This window comes from Dactylosporangium fulvum, from assembly GCF_025137375.1.
Classification (GTDB): domain Bacteria; phylum Actinomycetota; class Actinomycetes; order Mycobacteriales; family Micromonosporaceae; genus Dactylosporangium; species Dactylosporangium fulvum.
This window is the reverse complement of sequence record NZ_CP073720.1, coordinates 1,099,180-1,116,624: the sequence shown is the minus strand read 5'-3', so window position 1 is coordinate 1,116,624 and position 17,445 is coordinate 1,099,180. Positions and strand designations below refer to the sequence as shown.

Genomic DNA, 17,445 nt, shown 5'->3' with positions numbered 1-17,445 from the left:
GCAGAGCGTGTCGTATTCGAATCCACTCGTCGGCGCGGGGTGCACCGTTCGGGTGGTGACGTGCCGGCGGGTGGGAGAATGGTCCGGGAAGCTCGAGGAGGGATGGGCAGCGTGGGCCGGATCGTGATCATCGGAGGGGGCCCGGCGGGCTACGAGGCGGCGCTGGTCGCCGCGCAGCTCGACGCCGAGGTCACCGTGATCGAGGCCGAAGGCGCAGGCGGCGCCTGCGTCCTGCACGACTGCGTTCCGTCCAAGACGTTCATCGCGAGTTCCGACGTCGTCACCGCGCACCTCGACACGGAGGAGTTCGGGGTGATCGGCCCACCCGGGCCTGACGTGCGGGTCGACGCCGCCGCGGTGCACCAGCGGGTCAAAAGGCTCGCCGCGGCGCAGTCCGGCGACATCTATGCCAAACTGGTCAAGGCCGGTGTGGAGTTCGTCACGGGCACCGCGCGCCTCGGAGAGGACACGCTCGGTCACACTCACACCGTTCAGGTGACCCCTGCGGGTGGTGACGCTCCGTATGTGATCGCCGCTTCGACAGTGCTGATCGCGACCGGCGCGACCCCGCGCGTGCTGCCGACCGCCGTGCCCGACGGCGAGCGCATCCTCGACTGGCGCCAGGTCTACGACCTGCCGAAGCTGCCCGAGCACCTCATCGTCGTCGGATCCGGGGTGACCGGCGCCGAGTTCGCGTCCGCCTACCTCGCCATGGGCACCGAGGTGACCCTGGTCTCCAGCCGCGACCGCGTCATGCCGCACGAGGACCCCGACGCCGCGATGGCGATCGAGCGCGTCTTCCGCACCCGCGGCATGACGATCCTCAACAACTGCCGCGCGTCCGCCGCCCGCCGCACCGCCGACGGCGTTGTGGTCGAGCTGGCCGACGGGCGGACGGTCGAGGGCTCCCACGTGCTGATGGCCGTGGGTTCGGTGCCGCAGACGTCCACGCTCGGCCTGGAGGACTACGGCGTTGAGGTCGCGCCCGGCGGCTACGTGACCGTCGACCGGGTCTCGCGGACCAACGTCCCCGGGATCTACGCGGCCGGCGACTGCACCGGCCTGCTGCCGCTGGCCAGCGTCGCGGCCATGCAGGGCCGCATCGCGATGTGGCACGCGCTCGGCGAGGCGGTGGCGCCGCTCAAGCTCCGCACCGTCGCCGCCAACGTCTTCACCGACCCGGAGCTGGCGAGCGTCGGCATCACCCAGTCCGACATCAACAGCGGCAAGGTGCCGGCGCGGGCGGTCACGCTGCCGCTGACCGGCAACGCGCGGGCCAAGATGGCCGGGATGGACGACGGCTTCGTGAAGATCTTCTGCCGGCCCGCCTCCGGCCTGGTGGTCGGCGGCGTCGTGGTGGCGCCCAAGGCGAGCGAGCTGATCATGCCGATCGCGATGGCGGTGGAGAACCACCTGAGCGTCGACCAGCTGGCCCACACCATCACGATCTACCCGTCGATCTCCGGCTCGATCGCCGAGGCCGCCCGCCAGCTCATGCAGCACGAAGAGGAGTAACTAGGGCCTGTTTCGTACCTGGGGTCGGAGCGAGGCGGAGTCCAGATTTCGTCTGGCGTCGCCCCGCGGAAGTCCGGCTACCGGTGTTGTAACCGGGCTTTCGCGGGGTGGCGCCAGGCGGAATCTGGGCCCGCCGCAGCCCGGCCTCAGGTACGAAACAGGCCCTAGGGCAGCTCGCGGTAGATGTCGCGGGCGTAGTCGACGACCGCTGCCCGCGTGACCGTCGCCTCGATCGGCAGCACCTCCAGGCAGCGGCGCAGGCCGTCGGTGAGGATCGGGCGCGGCACGCGCATCGACACGGTGCAGTGCGGCACCCACTCGCCGGGGTTGTAGAGCGGCAGGCTCTCGATCCCGTGCACCACCAGCCGATGCCAGACCACCGACTGGTGGTGCATGAGGTCCGGGGTCGGCGCCAGCCCGAGGAACACCACCCGGCCGACGAAGACGCCGGCGAACTGGAAGTTGAGCCGCAGCTTCGCCGCGACCTCGATCCCGGTCAGCGCCTCCGCGACCCGGTCCGGGTCCAGTGCCCGCGCCGCGATCAGGGACACGTGCGGGCGGTGCCGGCCGTTGTGCGGCGTGCGCAGCGTCTGGACGCCGATGTCCTCCAGCAGGTCCCACAGCACGCGGATCCGCCGGGTGGCCCGCTCGTCGAGGTGCAGCTCGACGGAGGCGACCATCTACGCCGCCTTCTGGCAGACCGGGCACCAGTACGCGTTGCGCGCGTTGAGCACCGCCGTGCGCACGGGCGTGCCGCAGACCAGGCAGGGCTGGCCGGTGCGCCGGTACACGTACACCTCGCCGCCGTGCCGGTCCACCCGCGGCGGCCGCCCCATCGCCTCCGGCGTGTGTGCACTGTGAACGGTGTCGATGCGTCCCACGGCCACGCCGGTGCGCATCAGCGCCCGCAGGTCGTCCCAGATCTCCTGCCACTGCGCGTGGGACAGACTCTTGCCGGTCATGGTCGGCGGCAGCCCGGCCCGGAACAGCGCCTCGGTCACGTAGATGAGCCCGGCACCGGCCACAACGGACTGGTCCATGAGCAGACCCATGAGGGTCCGCCCGGACTTCCTGATGATTTGGTACGCGCTGTCGCCGTCGCTGTCCGGCACGAGCGGATCCGGTCCGAGCCGGGCGTGGAGCGCCGCGACCTCGCCGGGATCGAGCAGCTCGCACGCGGCCGGACCGCGCAGGTCCAGCCAGTGCTCGTTGTTGACCATCCGGAGCCGGATCTCGCCCCACTCCTGCGGCGGTGGCCCGTCACCTTCGGTGAACTTCCCGTAGAGCCCCAGGTGGATGTGCAGCGTGTCGCCGCCGGCATAGTGGTGCAGCAGGTGCTTGCCGTGCGCCTCGGTGCTCTCCAGGACCCGGCCGTCGATCCGTCGCGCGCCGGCGGCGAACCGGCCCTGCGGGCTGCTGACCCGCACGGCACGGCCGGCGAACATCTCGCGGTGCCGCTCGGCGAGGCGGTGGATCGTATGACCTTCGGGCACGCACGGAATGTACCGACGAAGATCTCAGACGGACTCGCCGGGCTGGAGGCGTGTGTAGTGGGTGCCGGACAGGCGGGTCATGTGGCCGGTGACCATCTGCTGGCCGGCCTCCACGAGCAGGCTGTCGTGCAGAGCGAACGCGCGGTCCGGCCGCACCGCCCGCGTGAAGTCGATCGCCTCGGCCAGCTTCAGCCACGGCGCCGACACCGGGACGAACAGCGTGGCGACCTCGTCCTCCGGCACGAAGAACGAGTCGCCCGGGTGGTAGATCGGCCCGTCGGGGCTCTCGATCAGATATCCCACGTTGACGATCTGCGGGATGTCGGAGTGGATGATCGCGTGCTGCCCGCCGCGGGCCCGCACGGTCATGCCGGCCGCGACAAACGTGTCGCCGGGCGCGACCGCGAACTTCTCGGCGTCGAGGTCGACCAGCTGGGCCTCGACGTCGGGGTGGGTGTAGACGGTGAGGGCCGGTTGCTTCGCCGCCGCGGCGCGCAGCTTCTCGATGTCGATGTGGTCGAAGTGCTCGTGCGTGATGAGCACCGCGTCGGCGCCGTCGAGCGACTCCGGCTCGCTGAACACGCCGGGATCGATCACCAGGACCCCGCCGCCGTGTTCGAGCCGCAGGCAGGCGTGCGTGTACTTGGTGATGCGCATTCGGTGACCTCCTCGTGGCAGAACCGTGACACAAGCGGCGGGAACCGCACCCGCACCGGGCCGCGTCCCAGGGTGCAGTCGGATCTCCCGATCGACCCTACCCAGGAGGCGTCATGTCAGTCAGGCGCACCACACTGTTCCTCACGGCGGCGTGCGCCGCCATGCTGATGGCGCTGAGCGGGTGCGGTGCCGACAGCGGCGACAACGCCGGCACCTCCGGCGAGGCGCCCGCGGCGGCACCCGCGCAGCAGGGAGGCGCCGGCCCGAAGCAGGACAAGCCCGCGGAAGACGCCGGCTCGCAGGCGAAGGTACCGGACAACCTGGACATCGAGAACCGCTCGATCATCTATGCGGGCACGATGAAGGTACGGGTGAAGGACGTCGACGCCGCCGCCGCGCAGGCAATCGCGTTCGCCACCGGCGCGGGTGGGTTCGTCGGCGGGGACAACCGCCGCCACGACGACCGGCGCTCGCAGGGCACGCTGACGTTACGCGTCCCCGCCGCGAAGTTCACCACGACGCTCGACCAGCTGAAGTCCCTCGGCAACGAGGAGAGCCGGCAGATCACCGCGCAGGACGTGACCGACCAGGTGGTCGACGTGGAGGCGCGGCTGCAGACCGCCCAGGCGAGTGTCGACCGCATCCGCGCGCTGCTGGCCAAGGCGCAGACCATCAGCGAGATCACCTCGCTGGAGTCGGAACTGTCCCGGCGGGAGGCGGACCTGGAGTCGTTGCAGGCCCGCAAGCGCAGGCTCGACGGGCTGACCGCGCTGTCCACGATCACGCTGGTGCTGCTCGGTCCCGAGGCGGCCGTCGACAAGGAGGACCTCGGCATCGGGGTCGGCCTGGAAAACGGCTGGTCCGCGTTCGTCACCTCGCTGCGGATCGCGCTGACCGTGCTCGGCTGGCTGCTGCCCTGGCTCGTGCTCGTGGGCGTCCCGGTCTACCTGCTGATCTGGCTGCTGCGGCGGTTCCGGCCGAAGCGCCCGGCGCTGGCCGGTGCGGGCGGTCCCGCGATGCCGCAGGCCGGTTTCCCGGTGCCGCCGACGGGTTCCCCGGTGCCGCCCGGGCGAATCCCGCCGCCGTTCCCGGGTGGCCGGCCGGGCGCCGGTGGCCCTGTCCCACCGCCCGTCGGCGGCCCGGCCGTCCCGGTCTCCGCTCCGGTTCCCGTCCCGCCGCAGGCCGGCGCCGGCCCGGTTTCCGCCCCGCCGTCGGTTTCATCGCCGCTTTCGGTTTCAGCGTCTACTTCCGGGGCAGGGGCGCCCCCGGCGCCGGAAGCAGACGAGGCAGGGGGGTCCGAGCCTACGGCTGAGGGCCGGCGGGAAGCTGCGGGAACTGCTCGGTCGGCGGAGCCGCCGACTGACGCGGAACCTGCGGACCGGAAGGATCCGAGAGGTCCTGCGGAAGACCGCTGACCGCGGCGCCGAACGCCGGCTGCGACTGGTAGCCGGAATGGCCGTCAACCTTCGGAAAACACCGTGTCGCCGGGCGGGACGTCAAAGCCCGGCGGGTCGACGAACCGCACGTCCTTCGCGGTCGGCGACTCCACCGGTCCGCCGATGGGGTCGGTGTTCCGCCAGAGGTTGGCCCAACGGGGGGTGTGCTGGCCCGGTCCGGGAACCTGTGTCCCGGGCCGGGCCAGCACCGCGCCGACGTGTTCCAGCAGGCGGTCGCGGGCGGCGACCTGCGCAGGAGTGGCCCACCGAGGACGTCCTCGGTGGGCGAGCCGGTGACACCGTGCACGCGCAACTCTGTGGCCACGCATGCCGGACTGTCAGATGCCGGTCTATTTGTCTGCCTAGAAAGCTCCAGCGCTGAGCGCGGCCAGGGCGGTGTGGACCATGACCCGCACGCCGTAGCCGATCGAGCGCTCGTCGACGTCGAAGGCCGACTGGTGGATGTCGAACTTGGTCTCGGAGCCGGGCACGCCGACGCCGAGCCGGATCATCGAGCCGGGCACGCCGTCGAGGTAGAACGCGAAGTCCTCGCCGCCCATGCTGATCTCGGCCTCGACGATCCGGTCCGGCCCGAGGGCCGCGCCGGCGGCACCGGCGATGATCGCGGTGGCGAGCCGGTCGTTGACCACGGGCGGGACACCGCGGGTGTAGTTGACCTCCACGTCGGCGCCGGTCGGGGCGATGACGTCGTGAACCAGCTTGGTGACCAGCTCGGGCACGTCACGCCAGGCGTCGCGGCTCAGGACGCGGATGGTGCCCCGGGCGACGCCCTCGATCGGGATCGCGTTGGCGGCCTCGCCGGCCCGCACCGCGCCCCACACCATCGACACCCCGGCCCGCGCGTCAAGCTTGCGGTCGAGCAGCGACGGCACGTCCACGAGGATGCGGCCGAGCGCGTGGACCAGGTCGGCGGTCAGGTGCGGACGGGCGGTGTGCCCGCCGCGGCCGGTGAGCCGGACCTCGATCTTGTCCGCGGCCGCGGTGAACGGCCCGGAGCGGACGCCGACCAGGCCGACCGGCAACTGCGGCGCGCAGTGCAACGCGAAGATCCCGGCGACGTCCTTCAGGCCGCCGGCCGCGATGACCTCGGGCGCACCCGACGGCATGGTCTCCTCGGCCGGCTGGAACAGCAGCCGCACCCGGCCCGGCAGCTCGTCGCGCTCGGCGAGCTGGGCCAGCGCGAGGCCGACGCCGAGCAGGACGGTGGTGTGGACGTCGTGACCGCACGCGTGGCAGACATTGTCGACGGTCGAGCGGTAGGGCACGTCCTTCGTGTCGGGCAGGGGCAGCGCGTCGAGGTCGGCGCGCAGCGCGATCACCCGGTCGCCGTAGCCGATGTCACACATCACGCCATTGCCCTTGGGCAGCATGCGTGGCGACAGCCCGGCACGGGTGAGCTCGCGGGCGACGAGCGCCGCGGTCTCGAACTCGTGGCCGGACAGCTCCGGATGCGCGTGGATGTGACGTCGTACCGCGACGAGCTCGGCGCCGCGGGAGGCGAGCCAGCGGTCGAGCTGACCGGGCAACGGATCGGCCCCAGGTGGAGTCTCGGGCCAGGACGACGTCAACTCGCTGACCGAGCGTGCCGCAGCAGCGGCAGGATCGGGCAGCGTCAGCGCTCTCGTCACGGTGAGTTCTCTATTTCGGTCTAATGGAGCGGCCCGCCCCATGCGTGCCATGGACAGACTAACTGGGCCAACGTGACGGAGCGCAACATCATTCTCGTGATGTTCGGATAGCTGAGCGTCACTTTTATCCCCTTGAAGGCGCAAAGTCGCAGGCACCGTCGGGAGTGCCGGTTCGACCCCGGACAAGTACCCCTCACCTCCTACAACGGGTGACAGGCGCCACGGTCACGTGGTGTCGCGATACTCTTTCACAGCGGCGCCGTGGCCGCGGTTGCCGACGATCGACGCACAGTGACGAAAGACGTCGCAGGGTGGCACGAAGCCGGGGCCTCATACCGCACCGTACGTCCGTCAATCGGCGGTGCCGCGGTGAAATCCAGAAAACTAGGGTCCGGATGTTCCGAACGCGTTTCCGTCACCTGCGTAGACGCTGCATCCCACCGTTTCGGTTCCCCGAATGAACGGATTCAATCCTGCGAAGGTTCGGACCGCTACAAGATCAGCACTATGGGCTGTAGCAGAGTCACGGTACGGTGAAGGAGGTGACCCCACCTTTCGTCAGCGCGCAAGACCACGCAAGATAGTGGGGCGAGAAGTCAACCTCCCCCTCCCATGACGGTTTACTGCCTGTGACTCAGCTCCCGACATGGCACGGCGAGCCCCTGCCATCCACCGGTGCTCTGGCCTCCGCCGGAGCCGGGCGTGATCCTGCGCGCGGTTCCGACACTCCCAACAACACAACCGCCCGGGAACCTCGCGAGCCGGGTTCGATCGCGCCACCCGTGCCGGGCCAGCGCGCGGCCCCGGGTGTCGTGATCGGTGGACGCTATGCGCTGCGCACCGCCATCGGACACGGCGGCATGGGCACCGTCTGGCGGGCCAGCGACACGCTGCTGCGCCGCGACGTCGCCGTCAAGGAGGTGATCCTGCCGCCCAACATGGCCCCGAGCGACCGCGACTCGATGTATCAGCGGACGCTGCGCGAAGCCCGGGCGGCGGCGGCACTCTCGCACCCCGCGGTCGTCCAGGTCTACGACGTGGTGACCGAGGCCGGACGGCCGTGGATCGTCATGGAGCTCCTGCAGGCCCGCAGCCTGGCCGAGATGATCGTGGAGGACGGCCCGCTGGCCGCCCGTGCGGTGGCCAAGATCGGCATCGCGCTGCTCGGCGCGCTCGAGGTGGCCCACTCCGCCGGGGTGCTGCACCGCGACGTCAAGCCGGCCAACGTGCTGATCTGCGGCGACGGCCGCTGCGTGCTCACCGACTTCGGCGTGGCCCGGATGCCCACCGACAGCGAGCTCACCACGCCCGGCATGGTGCTCGGCTCGCCGCACTTCATCTCGCCCGAGCGGGCCATCGGCGCCAAGTTCGGCCCGCCGAGCGATCTCTTCTCGCTGGGCGTGACGCTCTACACCGCCGTCGAGGGGCGTCCGCCGTTCGACAAGCGGGATCCGTTCGAGACCATGCGGGCCGTCGTCGAAGAGCCTCCGGCGCAGGCCATGCGGGCCGGTCCGCTCGCAGGCGTGCTCTACGGGCTGCTCGAGAAGGATCCCGCCCGCCGGTGGGACGTCGAGACCGCCCGCGCCGTCCTGCGTGACCTGCTCGCCGGCCCGCTGGCCAGCAACGCGCCGGCGCACATGACCGACCCGTATGCGGTGGTCCGCCCGGCGCAGCAGCCGACCGTGGTGACCCCGCAGCAGCCGGCACCGACCGGCCAGATCGGCGGCCGGGCGATGATCGGCCCGGGTGAGACGGTCAGCGGTGCGCTGCGCCGCATGCACTCGGCGCCGGCGCCGGTGGCCGGCTCGGCCCATGAGGTCGAGCTCGAGCGGACCGACGCCAGTCGCTTCTCGGCCGACACCCTGGGCACCGACTGGACCCAGGCGCCGCCACCTCCCCCGCCGCCCGGCAACGTGGCGACCCAGCTCGTCGAGCGGGCCAAGCGGGCGCCGAAGTGGGCGAAGATCGCGGTGGCCGCCGGTGTCGCGGTCGTGCTGCTCCTCGGCGTCGGCGCGGCGTCCGGGCTGTTCTCCGGTGCCGACTCCACGTCGCAGGGCCAGCAGCCGGTCGGCCCGGCGTCGAGCGGGCCGGCCAAGCCGCCGTTCGAGGTGGAGTCGTTCAGCCACCCGGGCGGCATCACGGTCAACGTCCCGAAGGGCTGGACCCGCAAGCAGGCCGGCAACGCCAGTGCGCCGTATTTCGACATCACCGACCCGGACGACGTCAACCGCCGCGTCCGGGTCAACATCGAGAAGGCCTCCATCACGTCGAAGGCGTTCCTGGAAGGCGCTGCGAACCGGCTCAAGTCCACCCCGAGCTGCGCCACCCCGTATGAGCAGGTCAGCCTGGGCGACGGCAAGCTCGACGGCCACGACGGGGCGCTCTTGGAGTACACCTGCGGCTCGGGCGACCAGAAGCGCCACGCACTGTGGAACGCGATCGTGGTCAACGGCAAGGCGTACCACTTCTACGTGACCGTGCCCGACACCCGCTTCGACGAAAGCAAGGCGATCTTCAACGAGATGGTCCGCTCGTTCAAGCTCACCGGCCCGGCCGCGGGTCAGTGAGCACGCTCACCGTCCGGGCGCCGGACCGGGGAAACGCCGTGCTAAGAAAGGCAGATGACCTCCACGGAGCGTGATCTGCGTGCGGAAGCCGAGGCCTGGCTGGCCGACGACCCCGATCCGGCCACGCGCGAGGAGCTGCGCGCCGTGCTCGACAACGGCAACGGCGGCGCCGAGCTCGCCGACCGGTTCGCCGGTCCGCTGCGCTTCGGCACCGCCGGGCTGCGCGGGCCGCTGCGCGCCGGGCCCAACGGCATGAACCTCGCCGTCGTGCGGGCCGCCGCGGCCGGTCTGGTGCGCTGGCTCGCCGACAACGGGGTCGAGGGGCCGCTGGTCGTCGGCTACGACGCGCGGCACGGCTCGCACGCGTTCGCCGTGGAGACCGCCCGCGTCGCCACCGGCGCCGGCCGCGAGGCGCTGCTGCTGCCCCGGCCGCTGCCCACCCCGGTGCTCGCGTTCGCCGTGCGGCGCCGCGGCGCTGCCGCGGGGGTCATGGTCACCGCGAGCCACAACCCGCCGCAGGACAACGGCTACAAGGTCTATCTCGGCGACGGCTCCCAGATCGTCCCGCCGGCCGACGTGGAGATCGAGCAGGCGATCCGGGCCGTCGGGCCACTCGCCGAGGTGCCGCTCGGGCCGCCCGGCCAGGTGCTCACCGAGGAGATCGTGCAGGCGTACGTCGACGCCGCGATCGGTGTCGTCGATGCGGCGGTGCCACGTGACCTCCTCGTCGCGTACACCCCGATGCACGGTGTCGGCCGGGACGTCTTCGTCACGACGCTCGAGGCCGCGGGCTACCCGGCGCCGTTTGTCGTGGCGGCGCAGGCCGAGCCCGACGCCGACTTCCCCACCGTCGCGTTCCCCAACCCGGAGGAGCCCGGGGCGACCGACCTGCTGCTCACGCTGGCCCGGGAGTCGGGCGCGGACATCGCGATCGCCAACGACCCCGACGCCGACCGCTGCGCCGTCGCGGTCCCCGACGGCGGCGGCTGGCGGCTGCTGCGCGGTGACGAGGTCGGCGTCCTGCTGGCCGATCACCTGATGCGCCGCGGCACGGAGGGGCGCTACGCGACCACCATCGTGTCGTCGAGCCTGCTGTCGCGGATGTGCGCCGAGCGCGGGCTGCCCTACGGGGAGACGCTCACCGGCTTCAAGTGGATCGTGCGGGCCGGTGACGACCTGGTCTACGGCTACGAGGAGGCGCTCGGGTACTGCGTGGCGCCGTCCATCGTCCGCGACAAGGACGGCATCACCGCCGCCCTCCTCGTCTGCGAGCTCGCGGCCGGGCTGAAGGCGGAGCTGAAGACCCTCACCGACCGGCTCGACGAGCTTGCCGAGCGCTACGGCGTGCACGCCACCGACCAGCTCTCCGTGCGCGTCGACGACCTGGCCGACATCGCACGGGCGATGGACACCATCCGCCGGCGGCCGCCGACGGCACTGCTCGACGAGCCGGTGACGAGCATCGAGGACCGGCTCCCCGAGTCCGACGTGCTGATCCTGCGCGCCGGGACGACCCGTGTGGTGGTCCGCCCGTCGGGCACCGAGCCGAAGCTCAAGGCCTATCTCGAGGTCGTGGAGCCGGTCGTCGGCGGCGACATCCGCAAGGCGCGGGAGACCGCGGCGGCCTCGCTCGTCGCCCTGCGCACGGAGACCGCCGCCGCCCTGGGCCTGCGATAAGCGCTAAAGGGTCACGGAGAACACCGTGGACTCGGCCAGGCGGCGAAACTCGGTCAGCGCGTGCTCGGAGGAGTCCGGCCTGGTATCGCCCTTCGGCGCGTTCGGCGAGTCGAAGTAGACCAGCGCCTTGATCGCCGGGAACTGCGCGAGTTGCCGGCCGACCGTCGAGAAGATCCACGCCTTCTGCGCCGGGTCGGCGGCGTGCTCGTACACGCCCCATTCCGCGACCATCAGGGGCTTGTCGCCGTGGGTCCGGGTGACCCAGTTGTAGAACCCGGGCCACTTCGCGGGGTCCGACGTGCGGTTGACCAGGTACGAGAAGTCGCCGTAGCCGTAGCCGCCCGGTTTCGCGTAGAGGTACGGGTCCATGCCGATCCAGTCGACGACGTCGTCACCGGGGTAGAGGTCCTCGAACCAGGGCTGGACGCACCACGGCTCGTAGGCCATGTAGGCCAGCACGAAGACCACGTTCGTCACGCCCCGGGCGCGCAGCCGCTCGACGGTGTGGCGGAACATCGCGGCGTAGTCCTTGGCGGTCATGCCGCCGCCGCTGCGCACGTCGTTCTCCGGCTCGTGGTGCAGCGCGAGGAACAGCGTGCCGGGGAACGCCTTCAGCCGCCCGGCGGCCCGGTCGATGCGCGCATCCTGGCCGCCCGCGGCGACGTCGGCCCAGGTGGTGCCCCAGGCGACCTTCCAGTTCGCGAAGAGGATCCGTTTCTTCGGCTGCCGTACCGCGGCGATCTCGTCGGCGGTCGGGAACACCTCGTCGCCGCGGTGGTACGAGTGCAGGATGTCGGCGTGGCGGCCGGTCGTGCGCTCGAAGTTGGCCAGCGCCTGGGAGGCCGACAGGTCGGTGAACGCGCCGGGCGCGACGCCCCAGAGCAGCCCGCAGGTCGGCACGAGCTTCGCGCCGACCGTGCAGCGCCGCGTCTTCCCGGCCGCGGGTGACGCCTGTGCCGCCTGCGACGACGGCGCCCCACCGGCACGGACCGCGTCGGCCCCGGCCGGCCCGGCGCCACCGCCGAGGCGACTGTCGATCTCTTGCGCCGCCGGTACGTCCGGACGCCGCGGTTCGGCCCGCATCGACGCTGTCGACGCGATGGCGCCCGAACCGGCCAGCCCGATGACGGCCGCGACGACGGCGAGCACGGGATGGGACCGCAGGAAGGTGACTCGTCGGTGCTTCATCGCCGGACACCGTAGGCCGCCGCCCGGCTCGCCGGGCAAGCCCTGAGCAGCGGCAATCCCCCGATCCGGCGACGCTTCTTAAGCGGGATTTCAGAAGCGGGGCATGCCGCCGAACTGCCGGTCGCCCGCGTCGCCGAGGCCGGGAACGATGAACATGCGCTCGTTGAGCTTCTCGTCGATCGCCGCCGTCACCAGGCGCATCGGCAGGCCCGAGTTGGCCAGCCGCTCGATGCCGGCGGGTGCGGCGAGCACGCACAGCACGGTGATGTCGGTCGCGCCGCGGTCGACCAGCAGCCGCACGCAGTGCTCGAGCGAGCCGCCGGTGGCGAGCATCGGGTCGAGCACGAGCACCGGGATGCCGGCGAGGTCACGCGGCAGCGACTCCATGTAGGCACGCGGCTCGAACGTATGCTCGTCCCGGGCCAGCCCCACGAACCCCATCGACGACTCCGGCAACAGCGCGAGTGCCGAGTCGGCCATGCCCAGTCCGGCCCGCAGCACGGGCACCAGCAGGGGCGGGTTGGCCAGCCGGGTGCCCTCGGTCGTCGCGACCGGGGTCTGCACCGGGAACCGCTCGGTCGCGAACGAGCGTGCCGCCTCGTACACCAGCATCGTGGTGAGTTCGTGCAGCGCCGCCCGGAAGGCGGCGTTGTCGGTGCGTTCGTCCCGCATCGCCGTCAGTCGCGACTTGGCCAGGGGGTGATCCACCACGAGTACGTCCACAGGGTGAGAGCGTAGGCCCTGCCCTGCCACTCTTGTCGAGCCGAGGCCCCGCCGCAGGCCGGCAGGTGCGGCAGGGCAGGGCCTAAACTCGGCGTCATGACCCTCACCGTCGAGGTCGCGCGCTCACAAGGCGCACTGCGGACCTTCCTGCACGGCCTTCCGGGTGTCGACCAGGTCGGCGCGGAGCAACGCGCCGCGATGCTCGGCACCCGTTCGATCAAGACCACCGCCAAGGCGCAGGCACTCGACCTCGCGATCCGCATGGTCGACCTGACCACGCTGGAGGGCTCGGACACCCCGGGCAAGGTGCGCGCGCTGTGCGCGAAGGCCGTGCGGCCCGACCCGGCCGACGCCACCTGCCCGAGTGCCGCCGCCATCTGCGTCTACCCGGCGATGATCCCGGTCGCCGCCGAGGCGCTCCGCGGCACCGGGGTGCACCTGGCCAGCGTCGCGACCGCGTTCCCGTCCGGCCAGGCGCCGCTCGACGTCAAGCTGGCCGACACGCGCGCCGCGGTCGCCGCCGGCGCCGACGAGATCGACATGGTGATCAGCCGTGGCGCGTTCCTCGCCGGTCGGTATGCGGAGGTCCACGACGAGATCGCCGCGGTGAAGGAGGCGTGCGGCGACGCGCACCTCAAGGTCATCCTGGAGACCGGCGAGCTGGCCACGCTCGACAACGTGCGCCGGGCGTCGTGGCTGGCGATGCTGGCCGGCGCCGACTTCATCAAGACCTCCACCGGCAAGGTGCAGCCCGCGGCGACGCTGCCGGTGACGCTGGTGATGCTGGAGGCCGTCCGCGACTTCCGGGAGCAGACCGGCCGGATCATCGGCGTCAAGCCCGCCGGCGGCATTCGCACCGCAAAAGACGCGATCAAATATCTGGTACTGGTGAACGAGACGGCCGGCCCCGACTGGCTCGATCCCGACCGGTTCCGCTTCGGCGCGTCGACCCTGCTCAACGACCTGCTGATGCAGCGCACCAAGATGACCACCGGCCACTACTCCGGCCCCGACTACTTCACCCTGGACTAGCCCGATGGAATTCCAGTACGCACCGGCGCCGGAGTCCCGCTCCATCGTCGACATCCGCTCGTCATATGGCTTGTTCATCAACGGCGAGTTCGTCGACGGACGCGGCGAGTCCTTCAAGTCGATCAACCCGGCCAGCGAGGAGCTGCTCGCGGACATCGCCGCGGCCGACGCCGCCGACGTCGACGCCGCGGTGCAGGCCGCGCGGCGCGCGTTCGACACCGTCTGGGGGCCGATGCCGGGACGGGAGCGGGCGAAGTACCTCTTCCGGATCGCCCGGATCATCCAGGAGCGGGGCCGGGAGCTCGCGGTCCTGGAGTCGCTGGACAACGGCAAGCCGATCCGCGAGTCGCGGGACGTCGACGTGCCGCTGGTCGCCGCGCACTTCTTCTACTACGCCGGGTGGGCCGACAAGCTGCCCTACGCCGGCTTCGGGCCCGACCCGAAGCCGCTCGGCGTGGCCGGCCAGGTCATCCCGTGGAACTTTCCGCTGCTGATGCTGGCGTGGAAGATCGCGCCGGCGCTCGCGGCCGGCAACACGGTGGTGCTCAAGCCCGCCGAGACGACGCCGTTGACCGCGCTGCTGTTCGCCGAGATCTGCCAGCAGGCCGAGCTGCCGCCCGGGGTCGTCAACATCGTGACCGGCGCCGGGGAGACCGGCCGGCTGCTCGTCGAGCACCCCGGCGTCGACAAGGTCGCCTTCACCGGCTCGACCGAGGTCGGGCGGCAGATCGCGCGGGCTGTCGCCGGCACAGCCAAGAAACTCACCCTGGAACTGGGCGGCAAGGCCGCCAACATCGTGTTCGACGACGCGCCGATCGACCAGGCGGTCGAAGGCGTCGTCAACGGCATCTTCTTCAACCAGGGCCACGTGTGCTGCGCCGGCTCGCGGCTGCTGCTGCAGGAGTCGGTCGCCGAGGAGTTCCTGGAGTCGCTGAAGCGGCGGATGGCCCGGTTGCGCGTCGGCGACCCGCTGGACAAGAACACCGACGTCGGCGCGATCAACTCGGCCGCACAGCTGGCCCGCATCCGGGAGCTTTCCCAGGTGGGCGAGGACGAAGGCGCCGAGCGCTGGTCACCGCCGTGCGTGCTGCCGGAGCGCGGCTTCTGGTTCGCGCCGACCATCTTCACCGGCGTCACCCAGGCGCACCGGATCGCCCGCGAGGAGATCTTCGGGCCGGTGCTGTCCGTCCTGACGTTCCGCACGCCCGCCGAGGCCGTCGAGAAGGCCAACAACACGCCGTATGGCCTGTCCGCCGGCGTGTGGACGGAGAAGGGCTCGCGCATCCTGGACATCGCGGACAAGTTGCGCGCCGGCGTGGTCTGGGCCAACACGTTCAACAAGTTCGACCCGACCTCGCCCTTCGGGGGTTACAAGGAGTCGGGCTACGGCCGCGAGGGTGGCCGCCACGGGCTGGAGGCCTACCTTGAGCACTGAGACGCCGGCGCGCCTCGCTGTCCGCAAGACCTACAAGCTCTTCATCGGCGGCGCGTTCCCCCGCAGCGAGTCCGGGAGGTCCTACCAGGTGCATTCGGCCTCGGGCGAGCTGCTCGCCAACGCCGCCCTCGCCTCCCGCAAGGACGTCCGCGACGCGGTCAAGGCGGCCCGCGCCGCGGTCGCGAAGTGGTCCGGCGCCACCGCGTACAACCGCGGGCAGATCCTCTACCGGGTCGCTGAGATGCTGGAGGGCCGCCGCGACCAGTTCGTCGCCGAGGTCAAGGCGGCCGAGGGCGGCTCGCGCAAGGACGCCGGGCTCGTCGTCGACGCCGCGATCGACCGCTGGGTGTGGTATGCGGGGTGGGCCGACAAGATCGCCCAGGTCCACGGCGGCGCGAACCCGGTCGCCGGACCGTACTTCAACCTGTCCGCCCCGGAGCCGACCGGCGTGGTCGGCGTCGTGGCCCCCGCCGAATCGTCCCTGCTCGGGCTGGTCAGCGTCATCGCGCCGGCGATCGTCGGCGGCAACACCGTCGTGGTGATCGCGTCCGAGACCCGGCCGCTGCCGGCCGTCTCGCTCGCCGAGGTCCTGGCCACGTCCGACCTGCCGGGTGGTGTGGTCAACGTGCTGACGGGGAAGGTCAGCGAGATGGGGCCGTGGCTCGCCGCGCACATGGATGTGAATGCCGTCGATCTCGCCGGTGTGACGGACACCACATTGGCGGTCGAATTGGAGGTCGCCGCGGCGGAGAACCTCAAACGGGTGATCCGCCCCAGCAGCCCGGATTGGACCGCTGACCCCGGCGTTTCCCGAATGCTCGCAATGTTGGAGATCAAGACTGTCTGGCACCCCAAGGGGGTCTGACCGTCGCAGACCGGGCACACTAGGGTGTTTGTGCGCGAGGCCACGTGTGCCCGCACGCCGAGCCGACTATGGAGGTCACAGTGGCCCGCCAGTCTTCCCGCTCGTCCGCCAAGAAGGACGAAGCCGTCGACGAGGTCGAAGAGCTGGACGACGTCGCCGACGCCGATGAGGTCGACGAGAGTGATCTCGACGACGACGCCGACTTCGACGAGGAGGACGGCGGCAGCGAGCGCTCGGCACAGGCCGACGCGATGTGGAGCGACGTCCGGATCGAGCCGGTCGAGCTGGCACTGCCCAAGGGTGTGGGCTACACCCTGCGGGCATACCGGCTGTCCAACGAGCTGACCCCGACCGACCTCCCGGAAGAGGACGACGACTTCGCCGTCCTGCGCCGCCGCGAGGACGAGGTGGACGAGGACGAGGTCGTCATCCTCGAAAACCCCGAGATGTTCGAGGAAGCGCCCGAGGAGGAGCCGACGCCGAAGAAGGCGTCCGCCGCCAAGAAGCAGCGCTCCGAGGATGAAACTTCCGCGTCCGACGTCGACAAGAAAGACAAGGACGTCGACAAGAAAGACAAGGACAAGGACAAGGCCGACGAGGAAGAGGCCTCCGCCGACGAGGAAGAGGAAGCCGAGGCCGAGGAGGCCGACGAAGCTGACGAAGCCGACGAGGCTGAGGAGATCGAGGAGGAAGAGGAGGAAGAGGAGCCGGAGCCCGAAGAGGTCCCCGCCTTCCTCAGCCACCAGGGCAAGCTCCTGCTCTTCCGCAGCGTCGAGGGCCTCGTCGAGTTCGTGAAGTCCGACGCGGAGCACGACCTCCAGCAGCTCGACACCTGGGAGAGCCTCAAGACGCGCATCACCGCGTCGGCGGTCGTCCCGAAGGACGAGGATCGATACGAGCTGGATCTCGTCGTGGAGAACCTCCGCGGCGGCCAGGACGCGTGGGACACCGACCTGCTGCTCGCCGCCGGTGAGGCCGCGCGTGACCTTGCTTACGCGCTGCGGCTCGAGCCGGTCCGCACCGCTCTCGCCGCCGGCTCCCCGCTCGACGACCTCGACGAAGGGCTGCGAGCTGCGGCTGCGGGCGGCGTCGGCGGCTTCTTCGCGAAGCGGCGGCTCAAGAAAATCGGGGCACAACAGGCAGCCCTCGGCTGGCGGACCATAATCGGCAAGATTTCTGCCGCCGTGGACTGGCGTGATTGATTTGTG

The 17,445-nt window shown here is 71.1% G+C and carries 14 protein-coding genes; 8 read left to right on the top strand and 6 right to left on the bottom strand.

The genetic code is table 11. From position 1 onward, the window contains the following. Positions 1 to 102 precede the first annotated feature (102 nt). On the top strand, positions 103 to 1,515 hold the full coding sequence (locus Dfulv_RS05195) for an NAD(P)H-quinone dehydrogenase (RefSeq protein ID WP_259861464.1): 1,413 nt from the start codon (positions 103 to 105) through the stop codon (positions 1,513 to 1,515). A 164-nt stretch (positions 1,516 to 1,679) separates the two neighbouring features. Here Dfulv_RS05195 and Dfulv_RS05190 read toward each other — a convergent pair whose 3' ends face one another. Genes Dfulv_RS05190 through Dfulv_RS05180 form a run of 3 tightly spaced genes read right to left on the bottom strand, consistent with a single transcriptional unit; the run spans position 1,680 to position 3,665 of the window. Further along, positions 1,680 to 2,195 carry a 2'-5' RNA ligase family protein gene (locus Dfulv_RS05190; protein ID WP_259861463.1) on the bottom strand — a complete coding sequence of 172 codons (516 nt, stop codon included), beginning with the start codon at positions 2,193 to 2,195 and terminating at the stop codon, positions 1,680 to 1,682. Continuing rightward, positions 2,196 to 3,008, bottom strand: coding sequence for an Fpg/Nei family DNA glycosylase (locus Dfulv_RS05185; RefSeq protein WP_259861462.1), 813 nt, complete (start codon positions 3,006 to 3,008; stop codon positions 2,196 to 2,198). It lies immediately after the preceding gene. A 24-nt stretch (positions 3,009 to 3,032) separates the two neighbouring features. Further along, positions 3,033 to 3,665, bottom strand: coding sequence for an MBL fold metallo-hydrolase (locus Dfulv_RS05180; RefSeq protein ID WP_259861461.1), 633 nt, complete (start codon positions 3,663 to 3,665; stop codon positions 3,033 to 3,035). 113 nt (positions 3,666 to 3,778) lie between these two features. On the opposite strand from Dfulv_RS05180, the gene Dfulv_RS05175 reads away from it, so the two are divergent. Continuing rightward, positions 3,779 to 5,080, top strand: coding sequence for a DUF4349 domain-containing protein (locus Dfulv_RS05175; protein ID WP_259861460.1), 1,302 nt, complete (start codon positions 3,779 to 3,781; stop codon positions 5,078 to 5,080). Between the two features lie 383 nt (positions 5,081 to 5,463). On the opposite strand, the gene Dfulv_RS05170 is transcribed toward Dfulv_RS05175, so the two are convergent. After that, positions 5,464 to 6,750: an amidohydrolase gene (locus Dfulv_RS05170; RefSeq protein ID WP_319805761.1), complete on the bottom strand. Its 1,287-nt coding sequence runs from the start codon at positions 6,748 to 6,750 to the stop codon at positions 5,464 to 5,466. An 845-nt stretch (positions 6,751 to 7,595) separates the two neighbouring features. Here Dfulv_RS05170 and Dfulv_RS05165 point away from each other — a divergent pair. Then, positions 7,596 to 9,317 carry a protein kinase domain-containing protein gene (locus Dfulv_RS05165; RefSeq protein WP_406567995.1) on the top strand — a complete coding sequence of 574 codons (1,722 nt, stop codon included), beginning with the start codon at positions 7,596 to 7,598 and terminating at the stop codon, positions 9,315 to 9,317. 54 nt (positions 9,318 to 9,371) lie between these two features. Beyond that, the gene (locus Dfulv_RS05160) at positions 9,372 to 10,994 is read left to right on the top strand and encodes a phospho-sugar mutase (protein WP_259861459.1); all 1,623 of its coding nucleotides are present in this window, start codon (positions 9,372 to 9,374) and stop codon (positions 10,992 to 10,994) included. 3 nt (positions 10,995 to 10,997) lie between these two features. On the opposite strand, the gene Dfulv_RS05155 is transcribed toward Dfulv_RS05160, so the two are convergent. Further along, a complete protein-coding gene (locus Dfulv_RS05155) occupies positions 10,998 to 12,182 on the bottom strand; it encodes a glycoside hydrolase family 26 protein (RefSeq protein ID WP_259861458.1) in 1,185 nt (394 codons plus the stop codon). A 90-nt stretch (positions 12,183 to 12,272) separates the two neighbouring features. Continuing rightward, positions 12,273 to 12,905: a uracil phosphoribosyltransferase gene (upp, locus tag Dfulv_RS05150; RefSeq protein ID WP_259861457.1), complete on the bottom strand. Its 633-nt coding sequence runs from the start codon at positions 12,903 to 12,905 to the stop codon at positions 12,273 to 12,275. Positions 12,906 to 13,001: 96 nt separating this feature from the next. On the opposite strand from upp, the gene deoC reads away from it, so the two are divergent. The 4 genes from deoC to Dfulv_RS05130 all read left to right on the top strand — a co-directional run bounded on the left by deoC (position 13,002) and on the right by Dfulv_RS05130 (position 17,439). Continuing rightward, positions 13,002 to 13,937 carry a deoxyribose-phosphate aldolase gene (gene deoC, locus Dfulv_RS05145; RefSeq protein ID WP_259861456.1) on the top strand — a complete coding sequence of 312 codons (936 nt, stop codon included), beginning with the start codon at positions 13,002 to 13,004 and terminating at the stop codon, positions 13,935 to 13,937. A 4-nt stretch (positions 13,938 to 13,941) separates the two neighbouring features. Next, complete coding sequence (locus Dfulv_RS05140; protein WP_259861455.1) at positions 13,942 to 15,372, top strand: aldehyde dehydrogenase family protein; 1,431 nt, start codon at positions 13,942 to 13,944, stop codon at positions 15,370 to 15,372. Beyond that, positions 15,362 to 16,237: an aldehyde dehydrogenase family protein gene (locus Dfulv_RS05135; protein WP_259861454.1), complete on the top strand. Its 876-nt coding sequence runs from the start codon at positions 15,362 to 15,364 to the stop codon at positions 16,235 to 16,237. Before Dfulv_RS05140 ends, Dfulv_RS05135 begins: the two co-directional genes overlap by 11 nt. Positions 16,238 to 16,488: 251 nt before the next feature. Continuing rightward, entirely contained in the window at positions 16,489 to 17,439 is a 951-nt protein-coding gene (locus tag Dfulv_RS05130) for a DNA primase (protein WP_406567994.1), read from the top strand. Positions 17,440 to 17,445: the final 6 nt, after the last annotated feature.